The sequence below is a fragment of the Kosakonia sp. Marseille-Q7440 genome (assembly GCF_965119485.1).
Genome location: NZ_CBCPLT010000001.1, coordinates 226,755 through 252,390, shown reverse-complemented (window position 1 = coordinate 252,390; position 25,636 = coordinate 226,755). Strand labels below are relative to the sequence as shown.

Sequence of the window (25,636 nt, the reverse complement as noted above, 5' to 3'; positions counted from 1 at the left end):
CATATTGTTACAAATCTACGCTAAATGTTGTCCGCGCCCTGCCGTTAAGGAGGCTCACACATACAAAAACGGACACATTATGAGCGCCCTCTTTCGTCGTGCCAGCCTTGGTGCAAAGCTCTCTTTGCTGACTGGTGCAAGCGTTGCGACGCTATTTCTTTTATTTACCTTTCTGATGAGCAACAACGCCAGCCAACAGCTGGAAACGCTGGCTATGGAAGATCTGCACAGCCAGTCCACCGGCGTGGTCGACATGGCAGAGATGTTCAACAGCAGCCTCACTGAAGAAGTTGAAAGCTACACCCGCTTGTTCGGCAGTTTCCTGCCGCAGCCGCTTGCCATTGACCCGCAACAGCGCCGCGAGATTAACGGCATCGATGTTCCGCTACTGAAAGCCGGTGATGTTGAGCTGCATAACAACAACGCTATTCCCGATGATTTCCTTAACCGTACCGGCGCGATTGCCACCCTCTTCGTACGCAGCGGCAATGAGTTTGTGCGTGTCGCCACTTCCCTGCGCAAAGAGAATGGCGATCGCGCGATCGGCACCAAACTCGATCCCGCCGGCCCGGCGTTTGCATCGGTGATGAAAGGTGAGGTCTATCGCGGCCTCGCGCTGCTGTTCGGCAAGCGCTATATCACCCAGTACCAACCGGTAAAAGATGCCAGTGGCAATACCATCGCCATTCTGTTTGTCGGCGTTGATATCAGCCGCTCCTGGCAGGTGATGCGCGGCAAAATCCTCGGGCGCAAGCTGGGCGAGAGCGGGCACTTCTTCGTGATTGACCGCAACCCAGGGAAAAACCTCGGCAACTACCTGTTCCACGACGCCCTGGAGGGCAAACGCCCGCAGTGGAGCGAAAGCGATCTGCAGGCGGTGCTGAACAACGAGAGCGGCACCCTGACACAGCAGAGCGCCGATGGCCGTACGCTGCTGCTCTCCTACACCGCGCTGCCCGGCTGGAACTGGGCGGTCGTCGGTGAAGTCGATAAAGCCACGCTGCTGCACGATGTTAACGCCATGCGTAACCAGTTCCTGCTGGCGGGCGTGATCGTCTCCCTGCTCTTCGCGACGATGTTTGTGGTGATTATTCGCCGCTGGCTATCGCGCCCGCTGCGTAGCGTGATCGATCTGGCACAGCAGTATGCCGCAGGCGATCTGCGCGCCACGCTGGCGGTGGATTGTCATGATGAGGTGGGAGAGCTGATCGCCGCGATCAATGGCATCGGCGATGGGCTGCATAAAATTGTGCTGCAGGTGCGCGAATCGGCCGCCGAGATTAACCTCGGCACCAATGCGCTGGCCGCCGACAGCAGCGAGATCAGCGATCAGATTAATAAGCAGGCCAGCAGCGTTGAAGAGACCTCCGCCAGCATGGAGCAGATTGCCGCCACCGTGCAGCAAAACGCCGCCAATATGGAGCAGACTCAGCACCTGGTAAATGAAACCACCGACGCGGTGAAAAAAGGTGGTCAGACCGTCGAACACTCCGTTGAGACAATGGAAGATATTCGCGCCGCTTCACAGCGTATCGCCGATATTACCCATGTGATCGAATCAATTGCCTTCCAGACTAACATCCTCGCACTTAACGCAGCGGTGGAAGCGGCGCGCGCAGGCGAGCACGGAAAAGGTTTTGCCGTTGTCGCCCAGGAAGTACGCGCCCTGGCGGCACGCAGCGCCAACGCGGTGAAAGAGATTGACGCACTGATTGGCGATACGCTGAAAAAAGTGGGCGAAGGCCACTCTCAGTCAGAGGCGACCCGCATTGCGATGCAGGCGATCATCAATCACATGAACAATATCAACCAGTTGGTGCATGAGATTAACCATGCTTCCCATGAACAATCTGCCGGGATTAATCAGGTGAACCTGGCGATGACGCACATTGGCGATGCCACGCACATCAACGCCGGACGCGTGACCCAGAGTGAAGAGACCGCGCGCATTCTGCGTGAAAAAGGGGCGCATCTGAGCGAGCTGGTCAGCCTGTTCCGCTTAAAAATGGATTAATGGGCTCCGCCCGTGGCGCGCAGCAGCAGGTCACTTTTGACCTGTTCATCAATCCGCGACGCGCCGCGGGTATCAAGCATCATCTGGCACCACGCCTGCGCTATCGGCGGCGATGCGTGCCGCAGCATTTGCGCACCGACGCCCAGGAGCCAAAGCTGCTGAGTGATTTCCCGCCCCTGCACTTCGTCCGGCTTACGCAGCCGCGGCTGGAGCTGTCGCCAGGCGCGTTCGAAATGGCGATCCCGCCCTTTGACCGCCGTAAACTCCTCGCTTAATAGCGCCAGCACGCCCGGCTGTTTGGCCAGCACGCGCAGCACATCCAGGCACATCACGTTTCCCGAACCTTCCCAGATACTGTTGACCGGCACTTCACGGTAGAGCCGCGGCAGTTCGCTCTCTTCGCAGTAACCGATACCGCCCAGCACCTCCATCGCTTCGGCAACGAACGGCATGCCGCTTTTACACACCGCAAACTTCGCCACTGGCGTAAAGAGCCGCGCCCATAACGCGTCCTGTTCATCCGCCCGGTTATCCCATGCGCGGGCGAGGCGAAAGATCATCGCCGTTTGCCCCTCCAGCTGGAGCGCCATGCGGCTGAGCACGTCGCGCATTAAAGGTTGATCGACAAGGTTTTTGCCAAACGCCTGGCGATGATGGGCATGATAGAGCGCCACGGAAAAGGCGCGGCGCATCAGGCCATGGCTGCCGAGGGCGCAGTCAAAGCGCGTCAGCCCGCCCATTTTGAGGATCTGGCGTACGCCGTCGCCCTCTTCGCCGAGCAGCCAGCCGCAGGCGTCAACAAACTCCGCTTCGCTGCTGGCGTTCGAACGGTTGCCGAGCTTCTCTTTGAGCCGCTCAAGGCGCACGCCGTTACGCTCCCCGTCCGGCAGAAAGCGCGGCACAAAGAAGCAGGATAGCCCGCCCGGCGTCTGCGCCAGCACTAAGTGCGCATCGCTTTGCGGCACCGAAAAGAACCACTTATGCCCCACCAGCCGGTAGTGATCGCCGCTCCTCTCCGCCCGCGTAGTGTTACTTAACACATCGGAGCCGCCCTGCTTCTCCGTCATCCCCATGCCGATAAGCAGCCCGCGCTTCTCCCCGCCCGGCAGCAGATGAGGATCGTAGCGATCGCTGAGCAGCGGTTGCTGCCAGCCTGCAAAAGCAGCGGGAAGTGCCTGCTGTAATAATGGCGTGGCGGCAAAGGTCATGGTGATGGGGCACAGCGTGCCGGACTCCACCTGCGCATGCAGCACGAAGCGGGCGCTGCGCGCGACAAACGATCCAGCGCGCGCCTGCTCTTCCCACGCCAGGTTATGCACGCGGTTGCTGCACAGTCCCTGCATTAAAAGGTGCCAGGCCGGATGAAAGCGCACATCGTCCAGCCGCTCGCCGGTGCTGCTGTAGCGCAGCAGTTCCGGTGGATTGGCATTTGCCAGCCGACCGAGTTCAAGAGATTCTGCCGTGCCGAGCTGCTGACCGATGCTGGCGAGCAGTTCTGCATCCCACGCCGCGCCCTCGCGCATCACTGCGTCGTAGAGCGGGCGGTCAGACAGAAACAGGTTGCTGTTATGCAGGGGAATGGGTTGGTTAAAAACGGTGTGCGTTTGCCAGCGCATGCTCTCGCCCTCCTTCAATGGCCACGCCGCTAAGTATGGACAGCCCGCGCTGGCGCTGCATGGGAGGGGGGTCACACAGCGGTAATATCATTGCGATCAATCGTGAAACGGCTCACATTATTCAGGAATAATATATTTCCCCGCTGACATTCTAATGAATAATTTATTCTCACCTTCCCAACGAGAATCATTATGCATTCACCTCACCCTGCGCCAGATGCGCATAAGCGTGCGCTTATCGCCGGCTCGATTGGCAACTTTATCGAGTGGTATGAATTTGCGGTGTATGGCTTTCTCGCCACCGTGATTGCGAAAAACTTCTTCCAGCTGGCGGGCGACACGGGGTTGACCAGCTTGATCCTCACTTACGCGTCGTTTGCCATCGCCTTTTTCTTTCGCCCGCTGGGCGCGGTGCTGTTTGGGCGCATTGGCGATCGGCTGGGGCGTAAACCGACGCTGATTATCGTTCTGGTGCTGATGACGCTGGCGACCGCCGCTATCGGCATGGTGCCGGTCTATGCCTCGATTGGCATTGCCGCACCGCTAATCATTACCGGGCTGCGTATTTTGCAGGGGCTGTTTGCCGGCGGCGAATATGGCGGCGCGGTGTCGCTGATGACCGAGTTCGCTCCGCGCGGTAAACGCGGGCTGTATGGCGCCTGGCAATCCTTTACCGTTGCGCTGGGGCTGCTCAGCGGCGCGGGCGTGGTGGCGCTGCTCTCGACGATCCTCACGCCGGAAGCACTGCACGAGTGGGGCTGGCGTATCCCCTTCTTCCTCGCCCTGCCGATGGGCGTGGTCGCGCTGTGGCTGCGGGTGAGCATGGAGGAGACGCCAAGCTTTGTGCAGCAGCAGGAGAAACCGGTCGCCCAGCAGGCCAACCGTGCCGCGACGCTGAAAGCGATTTTTATGGGTATCGGTCGGGTTATGGTGTGGTCCGCCGCCGGGTACACCTATCTGGTGATTATGCCGACCTACCTGCAATCGGCGCTGCATACCGGCTTTAACCAGGCGCTGCTGATTGCGGTGATCTCCAACGTCGGCTTTGCGCTGACCATCATACCTGCCGGAATAGCGAGTGACCGTTATGGCCGCCGCACGGTCATGGTGACGGCGACCATCTTGCTGCTGATCCTCGCGCTGCCGCTGCTCAAAATCTTGCAGGCAGAGTCGAGCACGCTGGCGGTGAAAGCGGTGGTGGTGCTGATTGCGGGTGGTCTGGTGGGGGTGCTGGCAGGCCCCGGCCCGGCGATGCTGTCAGAGATGTTTCCAACGCGCGTGCGCTACACCGGCCTGGGCGTGGCCTATTCGCTCTCAAACGCGCTTTTTTCGGGCTGTGCGGGGTTGATCATTACCGGGCTGATTAAGCAGACCGGTAACCTGGATATTCCGGCCTATTACGTGATGGCGACAGCGGTGGTGAGCATTGCGGCGCTGATGACGCTCAATAAAGATGACCATTTGCGTTCGCTTGAGGAGTAACAGCGCGATTTTGCGTAGGCCGGATAAGCAAAGCACTATCCGACATTATTGCGTAGGCCGGATAAGCGAAGCGCCATCCGGCATTAAACGCACTTAACTGCGCTGGCGTACCGCTTCAAACAGGCAGATACCGGTCGCGACCGAAACGTTCAGCGAGGAGACGCTGCCCGCCATCGGAATGCTGATCAGCTCATCGCAGTGCTCGCGGGTCAGACGGCGCATACCTTCACCTTCCGCGCCCATCACCAGCGCCATCGGGCCGGTCATTTTGCTCTGGAACAGGGTGTGATCCGCTTCGCCCGCAGTGCCGACGATCCAGATACTCTCTTCCTGTAACAGACGCATGGTGCGCGCCAGGTTGGTCACACGGATCAGCGGTACGTTCTCCGCTGCGCCGCAGGCCACTTTTTTCGCCGTCGCGTTCAGCTGCGCCGATTTATCTTTCGGTACGATCACCGCATGGACGCCCGCCGCATCGGCGCTACGTAAACAGGCCCCGAGGTTATGGGGATCCGTAACGCCATCGAGGATCAAAAAGAAGGGTTGATCGAGGCTGGCGATCAGATCCGGCAGATCGTTTTCCTGATACTGACGGCCAGGCTTAACGCGTGCAATGATCCCCTGGTGCACCGCGCCTTCGCTCTTCTCATCCAGATACTGGCGGTTCGCCACCTGGATCACCACGCCCTGCGCTTCCAGCGCGTGGATCAGCGGCAGAAGACGTTTATCTTCGCGGCCTTTCAGAATAAAGACTTCCTGAAAACGCTCCGGGGCGCGCTCCAGCAGGGCCTGCACCGCGTGGATGCCGTAAATCATTTCACTCATTGATGGTACTCATTTGGGGCGGTTTGCGCCGGGTTGTTAGGGCCGTGATAGATATCACCGGCGCCCATTATAACCAACCCACGCCTCAGGTCGAACTTAACCCGCCGCACAAGGCGGCAGGTTCAGGTAACCCCGGTCAATGCGCGTTAAAAACTCTCCCAGCTTGTCTCTGCCAGCGCCGGTTTAAGCGCGGCGGTCTTGCTTACCGCAGGCTTTTTCGCGGCCTGCGCTTTATGACCGGATAGGGTAAAGATGGAGATGGTCTGCTCCAGCTCGCGCGCCTGCTCTTCGAGGGAGCTTGCCGCCGCAGAGGACTCCTCCACCAGCGCGGCGTTCTGCTGGGTGGTGGTATCCATCTCTGCCATCGCCTGACCGATCTGCGAAATGCCGCGGCTCTGCTCTTCAGACGCGCCGGCAATCTCATTCATAATATTGCGGACCTGAGCCACAGAGTTGACGATCCCCTCCATCGCTTCACCGGCACCCGCCACCAGCTTAGAGCCGTTCTCAACCTGGCTGCCCGCTTCGTGGATCAGGGCTTCAATCTCTTTCGCCGCCGTGGCGCTGCGCTGCGCCAGCGTTCTGACCTCGCCTGCGACAACGGCAAACCCGCGTCCCTGCTCGCCCGCACGCGCTGCTTCTACCGCAGCGTTGAGCGCCAGGATATTGGTCTGGAAAGCGATGCTGTTAATAACGTTGATGATGTCGCCAATTTTGTGCGAACTGGCGCGGATCCCCTCCATCGTGGTGACCACTTCACCAACGATCTTGCCGCCGCGATCGGCGCTGGAAGAGGCCTCTGCCGCCAGTTTGCTGGCGTGGCTGGCGTTTTCCGCATTCTGTTTCACCGTCGAAGTCAGCTCTTCCATACTGGCGGCAGTTTCCACTACCGCAGCGGACTGCTGCTCGGTACGCGAAGAGAGATCGATATTGCCAGCGGCGATTTCCGCCGAGGCGCGTGATACGCTCTCCACGCCGCTACGCACACGGGAGATCACCTCTTTCAGGTTCTCATTCATCACGGAAACCGCTTGCAGCAGCAGCCCCGGCTCATCGCGACGTTGGGTTGAGATGGAGATGGTGAGATCGCCCTGCGAAATGCGCTCGGCAATGTGCAGCGTTTCACGCAGCGGGCGGGTAATGTTACGGGTGATGCGCCAGGCAATCAGCAGCGCAATCGCAATGCCTACTGCGGCTGCAAGCAGCATGATAGTCATCGCATGAGACATGGTTTCCTTCACCTGCGCCTGCTGCCAGACGAAGAAATTCTCAACGGATTCGTTTAACTGAGTGGCGGTGCCGGTCAGGGTTTTGGACTGCGTTGCCTGATTGGCAAACGTAGTAACGAACTGGTCAATATTCCCCTGCAGGCTGGCAAGCTCGGTGGTCAAGGCGGCATTTAAAGAGGCGAGTTCTCCGCCCTGCCCGGCGAGCGCTTTACCATATTCCGCGCTTTGCTGAAGTGCGGTGCTGAGACGGGCAGCCGTATCAGCGCTACCGGAGTCAATCAGCTCTTCAATTAACAGCGCCGACTCCTGCAACCGCGCTTCAAGGCGCACGGCCACCACCGCGCTTTCAGGTGGCAAGCTATCGCTGACGCTCAGTGAGGCGGCCTGCTGGGCGATATCTTCAATCTTTGCGCTACGTAATGCGGCGGCCAGCTCATTACGGCGTTGTATTGACGAAACAAAGGTACTCCTTTGTGCCATATAGGTTTCGGTTTGCTGTTGCAGGCTGTCAATTTTTGTCTGGCCTTCCTGGCTCCAGGAAAAGGTATCCAGCGTTTTCGCCAGCTCAATAATCTGTTGTAAAGCCTTGAGGTTTTTATCAGCGTTTTCTGCCGAGCCGGTATATTGATAAAGGGTGCGATTAAGCCGTGCGGTGCTGAGTGTATTTACCATCTGGACGGTAACCGCTTCTTTATCCGCATTTTCTTCAACTTTTTTAAAGCCAATAAGACCTGTTGCAACGGTAATCATCATAATAATAAGCACGATAATAAAACTGGAGGTCAGTTTTTTGCCGACGCTTAGATTATTCGCGATGTTTCCTATTAAAGCGGTAACGGACATACGGTTCACCATAAAGTTAGATTGGGGGCGCTATTTCTCAGTTATCGTCAGCCATAAAATTTAACTTTATGATTTATTCTGCACGTTATGCTTAAAGTGCAACATTCATGATCTAAATCACGTATTACTGCAACGAACAACGAATCCATTTCGGCATAAAATATTACCGCTTCGCTTAGGATATATCATATTTATTTAGCTTTTTAGCAGTTGCATTTTATTAGGGTGCTATTAATGTCGTTAAAAATAATTTTGCACCACGCGGTTGCGCACTGGACCAAGAGTGCCTGAGCGAAGCGGCACAGTCCTTCGGCAATGGTCGATAGATGATGCAAACTTGTAAGCAAGCAGGGTTATAGAGTTCATGCCACATATAATTATTTCAAAGAATGTAACTGCATATTAAGGTCAAAGAGAAATAATTATTATTAATTGCGATGGTAATACTTTTCACATTTAAAGCGATGGTTAAAAAACGAACAACCAGGGTAAATATTCACTATTAATTGAGGCGGGGAATTAAACCAACGCTAAACCAGACGGGTAACCAGCATTGACATCGTTAAATAATAGCCATAACGGGTATTAAATATCAGCCGTTACGCAATTTACATTTTGAGACCAGCGCAATTTTTCAGACAGCCGCTCACTTGATAAGTTCACTGCGAAATTATTGAGGAGTAACAAACGTGAAAAAATTATCAGTACTTTTATCTTTATCTCTGGTGATGGCATCGGGTTCCGCCCTGGCAATGGGTTTTACGGCGGAACAAAGTAAGAACTACACCAATCTCAATGCTGAATTAGGCAAAAGCTCAGACGGCTTATATGCAGAGAGCAACTGGGTAAAAAATACCAAAGATGGCGCGCAGCTGGGCAGCCTGGGCGTGGGCTATAACTTTGGCCTCGGTCCGTTGACCCTCTCTGCCGGTACGAAAGCCGTCTACCTCGGGCCGAAAAAAGGCGATAACGGCGTGGCCTTCCCGATTGGCGGCGGTATCGACTGGGCGCTGACGGACAGCATTCATCTCTATGGTGAAGGCTACTCCGCGCCGGAGGGTCTGACCAACAGCGTGAAAAACTATGTCGAAGCGAATGGCGGCATTAAGTGGACGCCTGTCACGCCGCTTACGCTTAAAGCGGGTTACCGCCACGCAAGCGTCGATGGCAAAGATGGTCGCCCGGGCCACACCATTATCGACGGGGCCTATTTAGGCGCTGGCGTTACTTTCTAATACTCGTGCATATCGGGGAGAGCGCTTCTCCCCGACTCCTCCGCCTTAAAATTGGCGTGCTGACAGGATCGATTCTCTACTGCGCCTCTCCTTCCAGTAACAAAGGCAAAACCCTGCGAGCCTGGGATTACCGCATAAATTTTATGTTTTACAGGGTTATATTCATTCGAATAATAACTTCTCCTGACCATCATATTTGTTACTATTTCGCTGTTCTTTATATCCGTTCAGGGCAACTAACCTATGGAATGAATAGATTATGAGTGAACAAAATATTTCGACTAAAAAGGCCGGGAACACGATCAATAAGCCGGTGTTTTTCACATCGGCGTTATTAATCGTGCTCCTTGTGGCTTTCGCATCGCTTTTCCCCGAGCTGGCTGACAGCAAATTCAAGCTGTTACAGCAGGAGCTTTTCACCAATGCCAGCTGGTTTTATATCCTTGCCGTCGCGCTGATCCTGCTGAGCGTCACCTTCCTTGGGCTTTCGCGTTACGGCGATATAAAACTTGGCCCCGACCATGCACAGCCCGATTTCAGCTACCACTCCTGGTTCGCCATGCTTTTCTCGGCAGGCATGGGTATCGGCCTGATGTTCTTTGGCGTGGCAGAGCCGGTGATGCACTACTTGTCCCCACCGGTGGGGACACCTGAAACCGTCGAGGCGGCGAAACAGGCGATGCGCCTGACCTTTTTCCACTGGGGTCTGCATGCCTGGGCTATCTACGCTATTGTCGCGTTGATCCTCGCCTTCTTCAGCTACCGCCATGGTTTGCCGTTGACGCTGCGCTCCGCGCTCTACCCGATTATCGGCGATCGCATTTATGGCCCTTTAGGTCACGCCGTCGATATTTTCGCGGTAATAGGTACGGTCTTTGGCGTGGCGACCTCGCTGGGCTACGGCGTATTGCAGGTCAATGCTGGCCTGAATCACCTATTCGGCGTGCCGATTAATGAAACGGTACAGGTTATTTTGATCGTCGTGATCACCGGCCTTGCCACCATTTCCGTGGTATCGGGGCTGGATAAAGGGATTCGTATTCTCTCTGAACTGAACCTCAGCCTGGCGCTGCTGCTGTTGGCACTGGTGATGCTGCTTGGCCCGACGGTCTTGCTGCTTAAATCCTTTGTGGAGAACACTGGCGGATATCTCTCCGAGCTGGTGAGTAAGACATTCAACCTTTACGCCTATGAGCCGAAGTCGAGCAACTGGCTGGGCGGCTGGACGCTGCTCTACTGGGGCTGGTGGCTCTCCTGGTCGCCGTTTGTCGGTATGTTTATCGCCCGCGTCTCCCGTGGCAGAACGATCCGCGAGTTTGTCACCGGCGTGCTGTTTGTCCCGGCAGGTTTCACGCTGCTGTGGATGACGGTGTTTGGTAACAGCGCGATCCATATCATCATGACCGAAGGCGCGCGCGACCTGGCTGACACCGTGCAGCAGGATGTCGCGCTGGCGCTGTTTAACTTCCTTGAGCACTTCCCTTTCTCCGGCATCCTGTCGTTTATCGCCATGGCGATGGTGATCGTTTTCTTTGTCACCTCCGCTGACTCAGGTGCCATGGTTGTGGATACCCTCGCCTCCGGCGGCTCAAGCCATACGCCGGTCTGGCAGCGCATCTTCTGGGCCGGGCTGATGGGCGTGGTGGCGATTGCGCTACTACTGGCTGGCGGTTTGAGCGCCCTGCAAACGGTGACCATTGCCAGTGCGCTGCCCTTCTCGGTGATCCTGCTGATCTCCATTTATGGGCTGTTAAAAGCGTTGCGCCGGGATCTCACCAAACGTGAGAGCCAGAGTATGGCGACCATCGCGCCAACTGCGGCACGCAACCCGATTCCGTGGCAGCGCAGGTTGCGCAATATTGCCTATCTGCCGAAACGCTCGCTGGTAAAACGCTTTATGGATGATGTTATCCAGCCGGCCATGACGCTGGTGCAGGAGGAGCTGAATAAGCAGGGAACACGCAGCACCATCAGCGACGCGGCGGACGATCGTATTCGCTTTGAAGTCGACCTGGGCGATGAGCTTAACTTTATTTATGAAGTGAGGCTGCGCGGTTACAACGCCCCGACCTTTGCGATTTCGGGTCTCGAGAACGATGAACAACAGGCGGAACAGCATAAGTACTATCGCGCTGAAATTTACCTGAAAGAGGGCGGGCAAAACTATGATGTGATGGGCTGGAATCAGGAGCAGCTGATCAACGATATTCTTGATCAATATGAAAAGCATCTACACTTCCTGCATCTGGTTCGTTAACCACGACAACACCGCCTGCGGGCGGTGTTTTTTCATCTGGTTATCAAGCCCTGGCGTGCTAAATTTTGCCGAAACGACAACGCGTTAATGGAGACTCTGGATGGCCAATTTTTTTAAGAAGTGGTTTGGCGGCGGTAATGATAAAGCGAAGGATGAAGTGCTTCGCGAACCCGACCTGACCATTGCCCGCGCCAATAATGAGATGCAGCAGCGTACGCAGGCGGCAACGGAGATGTGGGGGATCGACAGCGCCGAGTGGGGCGTCGATCTCGATGCAGGGACCATTACCTTTACCAATCATGAAAAGGGGTGGGTCATTACCGCGCCGGTTCAAGTAGTGGGCACCTATGATACCGAAGAGGGCTCCTGGCTATGGGGCTGGGATCACCCTTCCGTGCGCGAACCGCTGGGCGAATATGCCGCCTGCGTGCGCACGTTCGGCGAGCAGCATGGTCTGGAAGCGTTAACCACACGCCAGATTAGCGCCTCGACAGAAGATGCCTGGACCTTTACCGCACTCGCCTGCCATCTTGGCGGCGGTCAGGGTGGATATAGCGGCCTCGCTGGCACCACCAGGGTATTTATGGTCTATGACAATGTGACTATTAATAAACAAGCGTAACGGTATGTTGCAAATCTGGAAAATAACGACCAGAACGGCCTATTTTCCAGATTTAATGATTAAGCTAAATCTCAATTCACGCCCAACTGTTATCATAAAAATAGCGCAAACTGTTATGCTTTCTAATAACAAAATCAGCTGTTTTCTGATACACGCCAGCCTGACAAGGACATCACCTATCTCACTGAAAAATAAAATATTTAAAACCATACTTTTTCTGTTTTTTATTATCAGAAATAGAATAAAAAGCAGATAGTTCTCAAAAAAAGAAGAGAGCACAAATATCTTTTATAATTAAATAAACAGTGATTAATTCAAAATCGCGACTTATTATTTAATATACAAAGTGTTTCACCGCTTATAAGAAAACTTTTTTTAGCGACAATTCTTATAAGGCGATTTAAATATGCATCTTTATTCGTTCAGGGCGATTTTTTATTAATTAAAAGACGCAGGTTTGACTCAGCTGGAGATCTTTTCCAGAGAACGCTCACCAACGCAGGGGTGGCAAAAAAAGCAGAGCGCACTGAAAGAGTGAGAGCCTCGCTTCGCAGCCCCTAACAGGAGGAGACCATGAGCACCATTGATACCGAAAAAAAGGCAGGCGTGCTTATTGAGAAGGCGGTTAAACAGCTGCTGAACACCGATGAGGCAATCTCTTTTCGCGCCGTGCTGGAAATACTCAATGACAAACGCAAACAGGCAGTAAACCGCGAAGGTATTGCCGCCTGCGACAGCGCTATTGATGAGATTCAGGCGATGATTGCCAAAACGACGAACGAACGTTCGCGTGTGCCGGTGAGCCGTAAGAACTTCCTTGCACAGTGGAAGCCAGGCGCAGACGACAAGATCCATTAATAAAAAACGGCAGCCTCCACTTGCGCAGAGGCTGCCGTGCTAAATCCATTTATTTAGATATCATCCTGGGTGCGATGAACAATCATCTCCAGCGCGTTGCGCAGGATGTCGTTCTGGACAACATCGGATTCCGTTTCGAGGCGGCTAATAAGGGCCAGAATCAGATCCTTATTGGTTACCACGGTTTTCACTGATTTCAGTGCAAAGGTCAGCTCGTCAATAATCTGTTTTTCGGCCTCAAAGGCATGAAGCTTGCTGTCTGTAGTCTCAAATGTCTTAAAAGTCGCGTTATTCATCATAAACTCGCTAGAAAAAGTGACGTGGCTGTCCTTTGCAGTCAGCCCAGTATGTTGTACAGATTTCCCCACGAAACTTGTACAACACCGACAAGTTAGACGTGAAAACGTTAGCGCGCAATCTTTTTAAAGATATATCCTCTCGTTTTGATAACCTTCCCTCTACCGAACCCTTGTAGAGCGCGCTCTGGCGCAGCTTTGCAGAGTGGTGTTAACCTGCTCAGGAGAGAAGAGATGGGCTTCGATGAGTTCGATTTTTATGAAGATGATGAAGGTATAACCACAGATTTAACCCTGTCCGTTTTTGGCACGCAGGCGGTGCAATGCACAGCCCTTGAGTGCGATGTGGTGGATGAAAATATAAGGGAGACAATCGCCTTTCTTATTCATCAACAACACGCCATTTTTGATAAAGCGATTATCGAAGCGCAGAACTATACGGCGCGGGTCTATTCCGCACCGCCCGGCGATCTGACGCTAATAAAAATCTACGTGTTGCCGCAGGAGGAGAAGAGTTTCGGTTTACTCTTTTCAACGGAAATCGATCCTGAGCACGGCATGGGTATGAAATTCAAAGGATATGACTTAACGGAAATTGGCAGCGCGGAAACGGCTTTTCTCTGACGCGTTATTTCGCTGAGATTTATCCCCCTGCCCCAATAAAGAAAAACCCCCTCTTTGCAGAAGGGGTTTTGATTATCAATCGGCTTTTTTCTTGCGCGACGCGCGTTTGGCTTTGGTCGCGGCGGCTATTTTTTGCGTTTTCTCAGAGGGCTTTTTCGCTTTTTTCGCCTTGCCCTTGGCTTTATCGCCGCGGAATTCGCTATCCGGCTCGAAATTCACCTTTTTATTGGCCTGGCGACGCGGCGGTTTTTTGCTGGCATTGCTGCGCCCGGCGCTACCTTTTTTATTACGCTCGCGATCGGTTTTACCCGGGTTACGCGGGGCGCGCTCGCTGGAGATAAGCGAGAAGTCGATCTTGCGCTCGTCCATATTGACCGCTTCAACCTTCACTTCAACCCGGTCGCCGAGGCGATAGGTCTGACCGCCGGATTCGCCAATCAGGCGCTGACCAACCTGGTCAAAGCGGTAGTAGTCGTTATCCAGCGACGATACGTGCACCAGACCATCGATAAACAGGTCAACAAGACGCACGAAGAAGCCAAAGCCGGTGACGCTGGCGATGACGCCGGAGAAGGTGTTACCCACCTGATCCTGCATAAAGTCGCACTTCAGCCAGTCCGCAACGTCACGGGTCGCTTCATCAGCGCGGCGCTCGGCCATTGAGCAGTGCTGACCCAGCTGGAGGATCTCTTCCATGCTGTAGTGCCAGCCGCCCGTCGCGGTGCTGTTGCCCTTCTCGCCGTTCTCTTTCGCCAGCAGGTACTTGATCGCGCGGTGCAACGAGAGATCCGGGTAACGGCGAATCGGCGAGGTAAAGTGCGCATAGGATTGCAGCGCCAGGCCAAAGTGGCCGCGGTTTTCCGGATCGTAGATCGCCTGTTTCATCGAGCGCAGCAGCATGGTTTGCAGCATCTCGTGATCGGGACGATCGGCGATCGACTCCAGCAGCGCGGCATAATCGCGCGGCTCAGGCTTGTTACCGCCCGGCAGCTCCAGACCCAGCTCGGCGAGCACGGTACGGAACGAGGTAATAGCGTCGTTGGTCGGTTTATCGTGAATACGGAACAGCGCAGGCTCTTCTGCCTTCTCAACGAAGCGTGCCGCAGAGATATTGGCGAGGATCATGCACTCTTCAATCAGCTTGTGCGCGTCGTTACGCTGCGTCTGCTCAATGCGCTCAATGCGGCGCTCGGCGTTGAAAATGAACTTCGCCTCTTCGCTCTCAAAGGAGATGCCGCCGCGCTCGGCGCGCGCCTGCTCAAGGGTTTTATAGAGGGTATGCAGCTCTTCAATGTGTTTCACCAGCGGCGCGTATTGCTCGCACAGCTCGCCGTCGCCCTGCAGCATATGCCACACCTTGGTGTAGGTCAGACGCGCGTGGGAGCTCATCACCGCTTCGTAGAACTTATACCCGGTCAGACGCCCTTTGGCGGAGATGGTCATCTCACACACCATACAGAGGCGGTCGACCTGCGGGTTGAGCGAGCAGAGGCCGTTGGAGAGCACTTCCGGCAGCATTGGAACGACCTGCGACGGGAAGTAGACGGAGGTGCCGCGATTACGCGCTTCGTTGTCCAGCGGCGTACCGTGGCGCACGTAGTAGCTGACATCGGCGATAGCAACCCATAAGCGCCAGCCGCCGCCGCGTTTCTTCTCACAGTAAACGGCGTCATCAAAGTCGCGGGCATCTTCGCCATCAATAGTGACCAGTGGCAGATTGCGCAGATCGACGCGATCCACTTTGGCCTCTTCCGGCACCTGCTCTTTCAGGTCAGCAATCTGCTTCTCAACTTCTGGCGGCCACTGGTAGGGAATTTCATGGGTGCGCAGCGCCATATCGACGGCCATGCCGGTGCCCATGTTGTCGCCCAGCACTTCAACAATTTTACCTACCGCTTTGGTGCGGCGAGTCGGGCGCTGGGTCAGTTCGACCACTACCACAAAGCCCATGCGCGCGCCCATAATCTCTTCAGGCGGGATAAGGATATCGAAGCTCAGACGGCTGTCGTCCGGCACTACAAAGCCGACGCCTGCGTCGGTGAAGTAGCGGCCGACAATCTGCCCGGTTTTCGGCACCAGAACGCGGACAATGCGCGCTTCGCGGCGACCTTTGCGATCCGCGCCCAGCGGCTGTGCCAGCACCTGATCGCCGTGGATACAGGTTTTCATCTGCTCGCTGGAGAGATAGAGATCGTCTTTGCGGCCTTCGACACGCAGAAAACCGTAGCCATCGCGGTGACCAATAACAATGCCTTTCAGCAGGTCGAGACGTTCCGGTAAGGCGTAGCACTGGCGGCGGGTGAAGACCAGCTGCCCGTCGCGCTCCATGGCGCGCAGACGGCGGCGCAGGGCTTCATGTTGTTCTTCGCCTTCGATATTAAGCTCAACAGCCAGTTCATCGCGGCTGGCAGGCTTTTCGCGTTTGGAGAGATGGTCGAGGATAAATTCGCGGCTGGGAATAGGATTAGAGTATTTTTCAGTTTCGCGTTCGAGGAAAGGATCTTGTGACATAGCGGTTCCTCCGTTGTCAGCTCTGGCGGAGCGTTTCGTCATTCCACCAGCAATAATTTGTAAAGCGGTTGATTCTCTTCAACCAAATCGGCAAGCGTGTAGTTATCAAGTTCCTTCAGGAAACTCTGCACGGCTTTTGAGAGGGCGACTTTCAGTCGGCAAGCGTTGGTGATGTGGCAAAAATCGCTGTGGCAGTTCACCAGAGTCAGCGGTTCAAGGGAGCGCACAACATCACTGATACGAATATCTCGCGCGGGCTTACCCAGGCGGATACCGCCATTTTTTCCACGCACCGCCGCGACATAGCCTTCACGACTTAGCTGATTGATTATCTTAACCATATGATTACGGGAGACACCATACGTTTCTGTCACTGCAGAAATGTTGGTCATCTGCCCTTCCGGCAATGCCGCCATGTAAATCAAAGCGCGTAAACCGTAATCGGTAAAGCTTGTTAACTGCACACCAACCTCAATAACAGGAAAAAAAGCGAGATACCCGCAGGTATTGACTTTATTGATGATAAACCAGCCACCAGTCAGGTCGCTAATTTATTTGAACAGAAAGGTAAAAAAAGCGAGGAGAAAGGGCGCGGATTTCGCGCCCTTAAGCAGGATTATGCGTCGAACGGGTCGCGCAGAATCATGGTCTCAGTGCGATCCGGACCAGTAGAGATGATATCGATCGGTACACCAGTAAGTTCTTCAATACGTTTGATGTAATTGAGCGCTGCCTGCGGCAGACCGCTGCGCTCTTTCACACCAAAGGTGGTTTCAGACCAGCCCGGCATGGTTTCGTAGATCGGCTCGATACCTTCCCAGTTGTCGGCTGCCAGCGGCGTGGTGTCCACTTCGCGGCCATCCGGCATGCGGTAAGCGACGCAGATTTTCACCTCTTTCAGGCCATCCAGCACGTCCAGCTTGGTCAGGCAGAAACCAGAAAGGGAGTTGATCTGTACGGCACGGCGCACGGCAACGGCGTCCAGCCAGCCGGTACGACGACGACGACCGGTAGTCGCGCCAAATTCGTTACCCTGCTTGCAGAGGAACTCGCCGGTTTCATCAAACAGTTCGGTCGGGAACGGACCTGCACCCACACGGGTGGAGTAGGCTTTGATAATGCCCAGCACGTAATCAACGTAGCGCGGGCCAAGGCCGGAACCGGTCGCAACACCGCCTGCGGTGGTGTTAGAGGAGGTGACGTACGGATAGGTACCGTGGTCGATATCCAGCAGCGTACCCTGCGCGCCTTCGAACATCACGAAGTCGCCGCGCTTACGCGCCTGATCCAGCAAGTCGGAAACGTCAACAACCATGGCGGTCAGGATGTCGGCGATTGCCATCACATCGTCCAGCACTTTCTGGTAATCAACTGCTTCGACTTTGTAGTAGTTCACCAGCTGGAAGTTGTGATATTCCATCACTTCTTTCAGTTTATCGGCGAAGGTCGCTTTATCGAACAGGTCGCCAACGCGCAGACCGCGACGGGCAACTTTATCTTCATACGCCGGGCCGATACCACGACCGGTAGTGCCGATCGCTTTCGCACCGCGCGCTTTCTCGCGAGCAACGTCCAGCGCAACGTGATAATCAAGGATTAACGGGCAGGCTTCAGAGAGCAGCAGACGTTCGCGAACCGGGATACCACGGTCTTCCAGTTCTTTCATCTCTTTCATCAGCGCAGCAGGCGACAGCACAACACCGTTACCGATGATGCTGGTGACGTTTTCGCGAAGAATGCCTGATGGAATAAGATGGAGGACGGTTTTTTCACCGTTGATTACGAGAGTATGGCCTGCGTTGTGACCGCCCTGGTAGCGCACAACATATTTAGCCCGTTCAGTCAGAAGATCGACAATCTTCCCTTTACCTTCGTCACCCCATTGGGTGCCCAGTACGACGACGTTGTTACCCATTTTTTCAAAATCACCGTTTGCTTAAAAATGGATTCTACCACCGCTTTTTTAGAGAATCAGCACTTTTTCCGTGCAAAATTCCCGCGAGTTAGCCGATTATTGCCTCAGCCAATCGTTTTCCTCAACATGTAGTAGACAACGATGCCTGCGACCACAAGTCCGCCGCCAAAACGGCGCAAAATATTATCCGGAAGCTGGCTTAATGAGGCGATCATTCGCCGCCAGGCACGCGGATAGAGCATCGGGCCAAGCCCTTCAAGCACCAAAACTAACGCCAGCGCGAGCCAGATTGTTGCGTTCATGGGTCATCCTTACAAAAGAAAAACCACCGCCTGAGGCGGTGGTTTTCATTATCAAAAACCGTTGACGCGATATTAGCGCGCGGTGGACGCCGGCGTCTTCATATAACGGAAGAAATCGCTATCCGGGCTGAGCACCATCACATCCTGGTTGCTGTCGAAGCTGTTTTCGTACGCACGCAGGCTACGGATAAAGGCGTAGAAGTCCGGATCCTGGCTGAAGGCATCAGCAAACAGTTTCGCCGCTTCGGCATCGCCTTCACCACGCATGATGCGACCCTGACGCTCAGCTTCCGCCAGCGTTTTCGTCACTTCATAGTCCGCAGTAGCACGCAGTTTTTCCGCCTCTTCCTGGCCCTGTGAACGGTGGCGACGTGCAACCGCTTCACGCTCGGCGCGCATACGGTTGTAGATCGCATCCGACACTTCCGTCGGCAGGTTGATCTGCTTAATGCGCACATCGACCACTTCAATGCCCAGCGCCGCCATACTATTCGGGTTGATGACCGGCACTTTGCCGTTCGTTTCAGCCTGAACGCGTTCAGCGGCTTTCGCGATAGCATCGTCCGCCGCAGGCGTAACCACTTCATCTTCGGTGCCCGCAGAGCCGGAGTTCAGCGCGTCGCGCACTTCCGAGGTCAAACGGCCGCGGGAGTCGGTGACGATATCTTTAACATCCAGGCGACCAATCTCAGAACGCAGACGGTCAGAGAACTTACGTTTCAGCAGCACTTCTGCCTGGGAGACGTCACCGCCGCCGGTAGCCAGGTAGTAACGGCTAAAATCGCTGATGCGCCACTTGATATAGGAGTCGACGATCAGATCTTTCTTCTCTTTGGTCACAAAGCGATCCGCCTGGTTATCCATGGTCTGGATACGCGCATCGAGCAGTTTGACCGATTCAATAAACGGCAGTTTGAAGTGCAGGCCCGGTTCGAAGACTAACGGCTTGTTGTCGCCGTCACGCAGCACTTTACCGAAGCGCAGCGAAATTCCGCGCTCGCCCTCTCGCACCACGAAAATCGAGGTGAAAAACACTACCAGCACGATGATGATGATCGCGATTACTGACTTACGCATCGTTATTCCCCCTGACGCTGGTAGTCGTTACGCTGCGCGTTGACGCGGCGTTGATCCATGATATCTCCCGCTGAGGAAGTCGAATTGCTGTTGGCGCTGCTGCCGGAGTTGGAGGCAGGCGGCAGACGCAGCAGATTATTTGCGCCGTTGCTGTCGCTCTTCGCCGCCGGCGCGTTACCGCCTTTCAGCATCTGATCCAGCGGAAGCACCATCAGGTTGCCGCCTTTATCATTCACCAGCACTTTACGGGTGTGGCTCAGCACTTTCTCCATCGCTTCGATATAGAGACGCTCACGGGTAATTTCCGGAGCGGCTTTATACTCAGGCAGGATCTTGGCAAAACGCGCCACTTCACCCTGCGCTTCCAGCACGGTCTGCGTTTTGTACGCGCGCGCCTCTTCGAGGATACGCTGCGCCTGACCGTTCGCACGCGGCTGCACTTCGTTGGTGTAGGCTTCCGCTTCACGAATGAACTGCTGCTCGTTTTCACGGGCGGCAATCGCATCATCAAACGCGGCTTTCACCTCTTCCGGCGGACGAGCGGCCTGGAAGTTGACGTCCAGCAGGGTAATACCCATGTTGTAAGGACGAATGGTCTCTTCCAGCTCGCGCTGGGTATCGCTACGAATAACGGTACGCCCTTCGGTCAGAATACGATCCATGGTGTATTTACCGATTACGCCGCGCAGGGCGCTGTCGGTCGCCTGGCGCAGACTGTCATCGGCGCTGGCAACGCTAAACAGATAGCGCTCAGGATCGGTCACACGGTACTGCACGTTCATCTCAACGCGCACGACGTTTTCATCAGAGGTGAGCATCACGCCAGAGGCAGCCAGTTCACGAACGGATTCGACGTTTACCGCCGTCACGTTGTCGATAAAGGTCGGCTTCCAGTTCAGACCCGGTTCAACCAGGTGACTGAACTTACCAAAGCGTGTTACCACGCCGCGCTCCGCTTCTTTAATGGTGTAGAAGCCGGTTGCAGCCCAGATCACCACGGCAGCAACGGCAGCGATGCCGAACACGCGCCCGCCCAGTGGACTGCGAGGGCCAGAAGCGCCTGGATTACTCCCGCCGGTGCCTTTGCCACCGCCCAGACCGCCGAGCTTTTTGCTCAGCTTGCGGAAGATATCATCCAGATCAGGTGGCCCCTGATCGCGACCGCCTTTGTTTCCATTTCCCTCAGAGTTGCCGCCTGGTTTGCTGCTTCCCCACGGGTCGCGGTCTTGTCCGTTGTTACCGGGCTGATTCCACGCCATGTATGTGCTCCATATTTATTTTGCGGTGTATGCCCGCACAGGCGGGCACCCCCAAAGGGGAAAAATCTTCAGGCTTTGCCGATCAAACGATGTACTCTTCGAGCGCCGGTTCTTGTTTACAGAGTCGACGCCAGTCAACGATGGGCATCCGTATCTGCATACCTACGCTGCCATCCTCTTCCGTCCACTCTTTTTCTATTGCCTGAAGCTGATAAAACCGGCTTCTTAAACGCCCCTCTTCCGCTGGCAGTCGCAGCGTGTGCTGCGCAACTTCGCCGGCAAGACGTTCTGTCAAAGCCTGGAATAACAGTGGTACGCCAGCCCCCGTCTGGGCGGAGAGCCAGACGCGGGTCGGTTTGTTCTCTTCATCTCTGTCGATACGCGGTTCAAAATCCTCCAGCATATCGATCTTGTTCATTACCAGCAGCGTCGGGATTTCGTGTGCGTCGATCTCTTCGAGCACCGTGTTCACCGCGTCGATATTTTCCTGCACGCGCACATCAGCGCCGTCAATCACGTGCAGCAGCAGCGTCGCCTGGCGCGTCTCCTGCAGCGTTGCTTTAAACGCGGCAACCAGATCGTGCGGCAGGTGGCGAATAAAGCCGACGGTATCGGCCAGTACGGTTTCACCGACATCTGCAACGTCAATGCGGCGCAGCGTCGGATCCAGCGTGGCGAACAGCTGGTCTGCTGCGTAGACCTGCGCTTCGGTTATCTGGTTAAACAGCGTCGATTTACCGGCGTTGGTATAACCCACCAGTGAAACCGTAGGAATATCCGCCTTAGTACGGGAACGACGCCCCTGTTCACGCTGTTTCTCAACCTTTTCCAGGCGCGAGAGGATTTGGGTAATGCGATTACGTAACAAACGACGGTCGGTTTCGAGCTGGGTTTCACCCGGACCACGCAAACCAATCCCGCCCTTCTGTCTTTCAAGGTGGGTCCAGCCACGCACAAGGCGCGTCGCCAGATGGCGCAACTGCGCCAGTTCTACCTGCAATTTCCCCTCGTGCGTTCGTGCACGCTGGGCAAAAATATCCAAAATCAGGCCGGTGCGATCGATAACGCGACATTCGCACAGTCGCTCCAGGTTACGTTCCTGGGCAGGGGACAGCGCATGATCAAAGAGTACGACGGACGCACCCGTTGCTTTTACGGCTTCTGCAATCTCGACTGCTTTACCTTCACCAACGAAATATTTGGGGTGCGGTGCTTTACGGCTACCGGTAATCACCTGCATTGCTTCGACACCGGCGGAAGAGACCAGAGCTTCAAACTCCTGGAGATCTTCCATATCTTTGTCTTGCGAAAAATAGATGTGTACCAGCACCGCCTGCTCACCGGCGTCATAACGGTCAAACAAGCGTAAACCCTCATTAAATACCAGCGGGGAACACAGCTAAACTGGCTCCCCGATCTGGAAATCAGCCTTCAACCTTACTCGGTTTCTTCGCTGTCCTGCTGTGCAGAGCCTTGCGCGTTGCTACCATGATGGTAGTTGTTGTTGGAGCCGCCACCCGTATTGTTGCTGTGATGTGAAACCGGGCGGGACGGAACAACAGTTGAAATCGCGTGCTTATAAACCATCTGGCTAACTGTATTCTTCAGCAAAATTACGAACTGATCGAAAGACTCAATCTGTCCTTGCAGTTTGATACCATTCACCAAATAAATTGAAACTGGAACACGTTCCCGACGCAGTGCGTTCAGGAACGGATCTTGTAAAGATTGCCCCTTAGCCATTCTATCTTTTCCTTATATGCTTGTTTTGTACTTAGAACCCGGAAGCTCTGAAAACTGCGTAAAAATTTGCGCACGATACGCGGTAATTGTACACATTCACCCTGCGATAGCACTAACTACCTGTAACACGTCATGGTAAGACTTTTCTGGCTTTTCACTCTCTAACCAGTGAACCTCACTCCATCCGCGTAGCCAGGTCATCTGTCGCTTGGCTAACTGCCTCGTCGCGCAAATACCTCGATAAACCATTTCATCGTATGAAATCTCGCCTTCAAGATAGGACCACATCTGGCGGTATCCCACACAACGAACGGAAGGCATATCCGTATGCAAATCTCCGCGAGCAAATAGCGCCCGCACTTCTGCTTCAAAACCTGAAGCTAACATCTGGTGAAAACGCTGCTCGATTCGCTGATGGAGCAGTTCACGGCTCGCCGGGGCGATGGCGAACTGATGCACCTGGTAAGGCAGAGCGTCTCCTGACGTTTGCGTCAGATCTGTTAAAGTTTTACCCGAAATGAAAAAAACTTCCAGTGCCCGGGAAAGCCTTTGCGGATCATTCGGATGGATTCGTGCTGCAGCGACAGGATCGATTATCTGTAACTGCGCATGTAACGCATCCCATCCACGCTCTGCAGCCTGCTGTTCAATTTCGGCTCGTACCTTCGGATCGGCTGATGGCAAGGGGGATAATCCTTCCAGCAGCGCCTTAAAGTAGAGCATCGTGCCGCCCACCAGCAGAGGAATACGGCCTGCATCTGTGATCGCTTTCATTTCTGCCAGCGCATCGCGGCGGAAATCAGCTGCCGAGTAGGCCTGCGCCGGATCCCGGATATCAAGCAACCGGTGCGGCGCAGCGCGAAGCTCTTCCGCGTTCGGTTTAGCTGTACCGATATCCATGCCTTGATAGATAAGGGCTGAATCAACGCTTATCAACTCAACTGGCAAAACTTTACGTAACGCGATTGCGAGCGCCGTTTTACCGGAGGCCGTTGGGCCCATCAAAAAAATTGCCTTCGGCAGGCTTGCCTTACTCACTTCACTCATCGTTCAGGGCGTTCATCGCCTTTTGTAAATCAACAGGTTGTAATAAACCATCCGGCGGGGTCTTTACCAGATGCGGACAAAGCCGTTCAACGTCGGCTAATAAGGTGATCGCCTGAGCGATACTCCACTGCGCATGTTCAGTCGCCAGACGGCGCGCCAGCCAGTGGGAGATATTCACCGCGTCAATGCTTGTCTGCTGCGCCAGGTAGCCTAACAGTTCAGGAATCAAGTTTTGTAAATTTTGTTGGCGCAAGGGTAAAGGCACCGCGCGAATGGTCACGTGATGGCCATCCGGCACAAATTCAATGCCCATTTGCGTCAGCACGGGCTGCGCGCGCTTAAGCGCCGCGCTCTCCTCGGAAGAGATTTTCAGGCGTACCGGAATCAATAGCGGCTGCCCGCAGCCCGGCGCATTATCAGGCGAGAGCTGCGCATGACGCAGCCAGCGCTCGGCCACCGGCAATGCCAGCAGCGCCAGCTTGCCGTCGCGCTCAAGCAGCGCGTAGTGCGGCGCAATCAGCGTCAACACGCGGCCAAAACTCTGGCTGTGCCCGTCGAGCGCAGGCGTTGCAGCGGGTGCTCGTTTCTCCGCTTTCGGCTCAACCACCGGCGTTTCCAGCAGCTTCTGGTAGAGCGCGCCCTGCTGTTTCTGATAACCCGGCTGCGCGTTCGGCCAGCCGCGATCGCTGCTCGCAGTCGTACGGGAAGAGGCACCGGAGGAGGATCCGCCGACGGAAGAGGGTGAATACGATCCTGCCTCGGGTTCGCGCGCGGCGCGCGGTTCGGCAAACTGGTTGCGCCCGGCGGCCACGCGGTTTTCCGGCAGCGCGCGCGGCGCGGGTTCGTCCGAGAGCGGCAGCGTCGCGTCAAGCTGTTGCTGCAACACGCTCAGCACGCCCTGGTAGATAAAGTCATGCACCAGCCGCGACTGGTGAAAGCGCACTTCATGCTTCGCCGGATGGACGTTGACATCCACCTGATGCGGGTCGATCTCCAGATAGAGCACAAAAGCGGGTTGCTGATCGGCCCCGAGCTTATCTTCGCAGGCCTGACGAATGGCATGGTTAATCAACCGGTCGCGCATCATGCGGCCATTCACATAGCAATATTGAATATCGGTAAACGCAGCGGTGTTACTCTTCGGATCGGCGACCCAGCCACGCAGAGCTAAATCGCCGTGTTGCCACTCAATCGCCAGCGCCTTTTCAAGAAAAGGCATCCCGCAAATAGCGCCCAGACGACGCTCCTTCTGCCCGCCTTGCGCCACCGCGCGGTACTGGCGCACCATTTTACCGTTATGGTTGAGGTTAATAGTGACGTCGAAGCGCGCCAGCGCGATGCGGCGGATCACCTCATCGATATGGTTGAATTCGGTCTTTTCCGTGCGCATAAACTTGCGCCGCGCTGGCGTGTTGTAGAAGAGATCCAGCACTTCAAGCGTGGTGCCAACCGGGTGGGCGGCAGGTTTTACCGTGACCGCCATCTCACGCCCTTCGGCGTAGGCCTGCCACGCTTCCTGCTGCTCAGCGGTGCGCGAGGTGAGCGTTAAGCGCGAAACCGAACTGATACTCGCCAGCGCTTCGCCGCGAAAACCAAGGCTGATGATCGCTTCTAAATCGTCGAGCGAGGCAATCTTGCTGGTGGCATGACGCGCTAACGCCAGCGCCAGCTCCTCTTTTTTAATCCCGCAGCCGTTATCGCGAATGCGGATAAGCTTAGCGCCGCCGCGCTCGATATCGATGTCAATGCGCGTTGCACCGGCATCAAGGCTGTTTTCCACCAGCTCTTTCACTACCGACGCAGGGCGTTCAACCACTTCGCCTGCGGCGATCTGGTTCGCAAGCTGTGGCGGTAGAACCTGTATCGGCATGAAAAGAATCC

The 25,636-nt window shown here is 55.2% G+C and carries 21 protein-coding genes; 7 read left to right on the top strand and 14 right to left on the bottom strand.

Annotated features, from left to right (window positions below; translation table 11 throughout):
• Window positions 1-79 precede the first annotated feature (79 nt).
• On the top strand, window positions 80-2,014 hold the full coding sequence (locus ACWPW2_RS01105; RefSeq protein ID WP_454121329.1) for a methyl-accepting chemotaxis protein: 1,935 nt from the start codon (window positions 80-82) through the stop codon (window positions 2,012-2,014).
• On the opposite strand, the gene ACWPW2_RS01100 is transcribed toward ACWPW2_RS01105, so the two are convergent.
• A complete protein-coding gene (locus ACWPW2_RS01100; RefSeq protein WP_454121327.1) occupies window positions 2,011-3,630 on the bottom strand; it encodes an isovaleryl-CoA dehydrogenase in 1,620 nt (539 codons plus the stop codon). The genes ACWPW2_RS01105 and ACWPW2_RS01100 overlap by 4 nt on opposite strands.
• A 192-nt stretch (window positions 3,631-3,822) precedes the next feature.
• Here ACWPW2_RS01100 and ACWPW2_RS01095 point away from each other — a divergent pair, with 192 nt between their 5' ends.
• Window positions 3,823-5,112, top strand: coding sequence for an MFS transporter (locus tag ACWPW2_RS01095; protein ID WP_139966769.1), 1,290 nt, complete (start codon window positions 3,823-3,825; stop codon window positions 5,110-5,112).
• A 93-nt stretch (window positions 5,113-5,205) separates the two neighbouring features.
• Here ACWPW2_RS01095 and rlmB read toward each other — a convergent pair whose 3' ends face one another.
• Both rlmB and ACWPW2_RS01085 read right to left on the bottom strand, forming a co-directional pair.
• Window positions 5,206-5,937: a 23S rRNA (guanosine(2251)-2'-O)-methyltransferase RlmB gene (gene rlmB / locus ACWPW2_RS01090; protein WP_023478470.1), complete on the bottom strand. Its 732-nt coding sequence runs from the start codon at window positions 5,935-5,937 to the stop codon at window positions 5,206-5,208.
• A gap of 146 nt (window positions 5,938-6,083) precedes the next feature.
• Complete coding sequence (locus tag ACWPW2_RS01085; protein WP_454121325.1) at window positions 6,084-8,009, bottom strand: methyl-accepting chemotaxis protein; 1,926 nt, start codon at window positions 8,007-8,009, stop codon at window positions 6,084-6,086.
• 689 nt (window positions 8,010-8,698) lie between these two features.
• Between ACWPW2_RS01085 and ACWPW2_RS01080 the strand changes: the two genes are divergently transcribed.
• The 4 genes from ACWPW2_RS01080 (at window position 8,699) to ACWPW2_RS01065 (ending at window position 12,981) form a co-directional block, all read left to right on the top strand.
• Window positions 8,699-9,244 carry a YfaZ family outer membrane protein gene (locus tag ACWPW2_RS01080; RefSeq protein WP_270221168.1) on the top strand — a complete coding sequence of 182 codons (546 nt, stop codon included), beginning with the start codon at window positions 8,699-8,701 and terminating at the stop codon, window positions 9,242-9,244.
• Between the two features lie 259 nt (window positions 9,245-9,503).
• Window positions 9,504-11,501, top strand: coding sequence for a BCCT family transporter (locus ACWPW2_RS01075; RefSeq protein ID WP_454121324.1), 1,998 nt, complete (start codon window positions 9,504-9,506; stop codon window positions 11,499-11,501).
• Between the two features lie 100 nt (window positions 11,502-11,601).
• On the top strand, window positions 11,602-12,123 hold the full coding sequence (locus tag ACWPW2_RS01070; protein WP_076769000.1) for a DUF6882 domain-containing protein: 522 nt from the start codon (window positions 11,602-11,604) through the stop codon (window positions 12,121-12,123).
• 573 nt (window positions 12,124-12,696) lie between these two features.
• Window positions 12,697-12,981, top strand: a complete 285-nt coding sequence (locus ACWPW2_RS01065) for a hypothetical protein (RefSeq protein WP_128483788.1) — start codon at window positions 12,697-12,699, stop codon at window positions 12,979-12,981.
• Window positions 12,982-13,034: 53 nt separating this feature from the next.
• Here the strand turns inward: ACWPW2_RS01065 and ACWPW2_RS01060 are convergent, their stop codons facing one another.
• Window positions 13,035-13,280, bottom strand: coding sequence for a biofilm development regulator YmgB/AriR family protein (locus ACWPW2_RS01060; RefSeq protein WP_094192953.1), 246 nt, complete (start codon window positions 13,278-13,280; stop codon window positions 13,035-13,037).
• A 231-nt stretch (window positions 13,281-13,511) separates the two neighbouring features.
• Between ACWPW2_RS01060 and ACWPW2_RS01055 the strand changes: the two genes are divergently transcribed.
• A complete protein-coding gene (locus ACWPW2_RS01055) occupies window positions 13,512-13,901 on the top strand; it encodes a hypothetical protein (protein WP_454121322.1) in 390 nt (129 codons plus the stop codon).
• 75 nt (window positions 13,902-13,976) lie between these two features.
• Here the strand turns inward: ACWPW2_RS01055 and rnr are convergent, their stop codons facing one another.
• The 10 genes from rnr to mutL all read right to left on the bottom strand — a co-directional run bounded on the left by rnr (window position 13,977) and on the right by mutL (window position 25,625).
• On the bottom strand, window positions 13,977-16,412 hold the full coding sequence (rnr, locus tag ACWPW2_RS01050) for a ribonuclease R (RefSeq protein ID WP_454121320.1): 2,436 nt from the start codon (window positions 16,410-16,412) through the stop codon (window positions 13,977-13,979).
• Window positions 16,413-16,450: 38 nt separating this feature from the next.
• Window positions 16,451-16,876 carry a nitric oxide-sensing transcriptional repressor NsrR gene (gene nsrR / locus ACWPW2_RS01045; RefSeq protein ID WP_023478375.1) on the bottom strand — a complete coding sequence of 142 codons (426 nt, stop codon included), beginning with the start codon at window positions 16,874-16,876 and terminating at the stop codon, window positions 16,451-16,453.
• A 152-nt stretch (window positions 16,877-17,028) separates the two neighbouring features.
• Window positions 17,029-18,327 (bottom strand): adenylosuccinate synthase, encoded by a 1,299-nt coding sequence (gene purA, locus ACWPW2_RS01040; RefSeq protein ID WP_023478343.1) that lies wholly within the window; start codon window positions 18,325-18,327, stop codon window positions 17,029-17,031.
• 104 nt (window positions 18,328-18,431) lie between these two features.
• Window positions 18,432-18,629 carry a DUF2065 domain-containing protein gene (locus tag ACWPW2_RS01035; RefSeq protein ID WP_023478406.1) on the bottom strand — a complete coding sequence of 66 codons (198 nt, stop codon included), beginning with the start codon at window positions 18,627-18,629 and terminating at the stop codon, window positions 18,432-18,434.
• 72 nt (window positions 18,630-18,701) lie between these two features.
• Window positions 18,702-19,706: a protease modulator HflC gene (gene hflC, locus ACWPW2_RS01030; RefSeq protein ID WP_124970424.1), complete on the bottom strand. Its 1,005-nt coding sequence runs from the start codon at window positions 19,704-19,706 to the stop codon at window positions 18,702-18,704.
• Window positions 19,707-19,708: 2 nt separating this feature from the next.
• Entirely contained in the window at window positions 19,709-20,965 is a 1,257-nt protein-coding gene (gene hflK / locus ACWPW2_RS01025; protein WP_312121438.1) for an FtsH protease activity modulator HflK, read from the bottom strand.
• A gap of 82 nt (window positions 20,966-21,047) precedes the next feature.
• Window positions 21,048-22,328 carry a ribosome rescue GTPase HflX gene (gene hflX / locus ACWPW2_RS01020; RefSeq protein ID WP_023478522.1) on the bottom strand — a complete coding sequence of 427 codons (1,281 nt, stop codon included), beginning with the start codon at window positions 22,326-22,328 and terminating at the stop codon, window positions 21,048-21,050.
• Window positions 22,329-22,402: 74 nt separating this feature from the next.
• A complete protein-coding gene (gene hfq, locus ACWPW2_RS01015) occupies window positions 22,403-22,708 on the bottom strand; it encodes an RNA chaperone Hfq (RefSeq protein WP_454121318.1) in 306 nt (101 codons plus the stop codon).
• A 96-nt stretch (window positions 22,709-22,804) separates the two neighbouring features.
• The gene (gene miaA / locus ACWPW2_RS01010) at window positions 22,805-23,755 is read right to left on the bottom strand and encodes a tRNA (adenosine(37)-N6)-dimethylallyltransferase MiaA (RefSeq protein WP_076769004.1); all 951 of its coding nucleotides are present in this window, start codon (window positions 23,753-23,755) and stop codon (window positions 22,805-22,807) included.
• Window positions 23,748-25,625 carry a DNA mismatch repair endonuclease MutL gene (mutL, locus tag ACWPW2_RS01005; RefSeq protein ID WP_454121317.1) on the bottom strand — a complete coding sequence of 626 codons (1,878 nt, stop codon included), beginning with the start codon at window positions 25,623-25,625 and terminating at the stop codon, window positions 23,748-23,750. Before mutL ends, miaA begins: the two co-directional genes overlap by 8 nt.
• Window positions 25,626-25,636 lie beyond the last annotated feature (11 nt).